Source organism: Moorena sp. SIO4E2 (assembly GCF_010671945.1).
In the GTDB taxonomy this organism is placed as follows: domain Bacteria; phylum Cyanobacteriota; class Cyanobacteriia; order Cyanobacteriales; family Coleofasciculaceae; genus Moorena; species Moorena producens.
Window position 1 is genome coordinate 1 of the sequence record NZ_JAAHIE010000972.1, and the last position, 2,087, is coordinate 2,087.

Consider the following 2,087-nt stretch of genomic DNA (forward strand, 5'->3'; position numbering starts at 1 on the left):
TCTCCCTACTCCCTACTCCCTTAGGATAGGCTCTAGCTTTTAATTTTTGCATCCATCCCTTGACAGTTGGTTGCTTAAAGATACTATCAATCACCTCTTTCATATCTTCAGCAACTGGAATAAACTGTTCCTCAATAGTATTACTTTGCCCAAAATAGCGACAGGTTGCTTCTGGCAACCACAGGGCTCGGCTTCCTCTCAAAAATACTAGATTCAATATTACTTCTACCATCGCAGCGTCTTGATTTAATTCAGTATTGAAGCCTCCTACTAGGTCTAAACGACTGCGACGAAACATACTATTACTTTGACGCAACGGTTGCCACAGTTTCTCTAACTTCCAGATGTGTAAGTCTTCTAAATCCGGTAAGTCTTGCCATGGCGTCACCTGGGTGATTTTGTCTCCCTCAACCAGTTGCCAGCCACTCAATAGTAAATCCAGGGTAGAGGATTCCCGGTCAAATGCTGCTACTTGTTTCTCTAGGGCATCTGGTAGTAAAACACTGTCACTATCGAGAAAAGTTACAAATTCTCCTTGAGCCATCTCAAGACCGCGATCGCACAACGCCCCCCATTTGCGATCGCATCCTCCATCCCATCCCGCTAGATAACCCTCTTTAATAACAATTCCCCCCTTATTAAGGGGGGTTAGGGGGGATCCCTGCTCCGAAGTACCTGTTCCCCCCTGATTAACGGTCCCCCCCTTATTAAGGGGGGCTAGGGGGGCTCCCTGCTCCCTGCTCCCTATTCCCTGTTCCCTACTCCCTACTCCCTGCTCCCTACTCCCTGCTCCCTGATTACCAGCCCCATCCACCACAATAATTTCATAGTCGGAATAGTTTTGAGCCTGCACACTGTCCACTGCTCGCTTAACTCTAGCGCTAGTACTTTGGCCAATAATAATCACACTAACTCGTGGTGAATCCTGATGATGCCAGGGTTTTAGCTGCCAGGTGCTCTCCGCAATCGTGCCTTGTCCTTGCACATTCCCAATAGTTTTATTCCGTTGCGCTTCCTTCCCCATATGGGCCTCATTTTTGCCCCCCATCAGATGAGCGTAGGTATGATTTTGATGCACTGCCATCACCACTTCGCTGGCATCGACTATGGGATAACCCCTCATCCCAGCAGTAGTTACCATCCAGGTATCCCAATATCCCCGTCCCACCGCAAACTTAGGGATAGTGCGGAATAAATCTTTAGGAAAGATAAAGTAATCCTTAGCATCATGAGGCCCTAAACAACCGGTCTGATCGACTTGTTGACACAGGGTGTCTTGCCAGGTGGGAGACTGAAATTCTATGGGATTGGACAGGTCAAGATTCCAGCGTCGTCCAGTGATTAAAAATGTGTCTAGGTGTTGGCAAACCTGTTCAATGGCTTGGGTAAAATCCTTCAGTAAAATAATATCAGCATTGATGTAAGTGATGATATCGTAAGTTGCTTGCTCCTGGACTTGGGCAAACACACTATCCAGTAGAGGAGTACCATAGCTATTGCACTCGATATCAGGAACATGATTAACTCCTAACTCTTCAGCAATGGAGGCTGTACCAATTTCATCACCAAATAAAATGATTTCTGGCTTAGGTTTGAGCAAAGTCCAGCTGGTAATGGCGTTGTGCTGGATGATACCAATCATACCTAGAAAAGGCTTAGGCACCGTGAAAATGCTGATGCCTAGGGTTGGTTGAATCTCTGGCTTGATATACAACAGTTGGGCCATTGTGCTGATTGCTAATCGTTGATATTGATGGTATTGTTATAGAGTTTGTAGATGAGTTGTAAACACACTTCTTGCCGAAAAAGCCATGGATCCAAGAGCCAAAAGGCAAGAGGGTAAAGAGAACCTCAGTTTTATTGTCCAAGAAAAAAAGACCTTAAAGGTTTACATCTCCAATACAAACGCTATTTTAGATAAGAAAATCGAATTGATTAGCTAGAATCTTATAGCTATAATATTATAGCTATAAGATAGTCTTGGTGGAATCATTAAGATACCACAATCAATTCGATTAAAAACTGCTAGCTCGAATACAAGTTTTTAACAATCGTTAAATAACAGTATTAAGAAACAGTATTAGAAT

At 44.0% G+C, this 2,087-nt stretch carries 2 protein-coding genes; one reads left to right on the forward strand and one right to left on the reverse strand.

Going from position 1 to position 2,087, the window contains the following annotated elements:
- Window positions 1–1,726: glycosyltransferase family 2 protein (locus tag F6K37_RS39595; RefSeq protein WP_287256741.1), on the reverse strand; the 1,726-nt coding region annotated here is incomplete at its 3' end.
- A gap of 85 nt (window positions 1,727–1,811) precedes the next feature.
- On the opposite strand from F6K37_RS39595, the gene F6K37_RS39600 reads away from it, so the two are divergent.
- Complete coding sequence (locus tag F6K37_RS39600; RefSeq protein ID WP_008181869.1) at window positions 1,812–1,943, forward strand: hypothetical protein; 132 nt, start codon at window positions 1,812–1,814, stop codon at window positions 1,941–1,943.
- Window positions 1,944–2,087 lie beyond the last annotated feature (144 nt).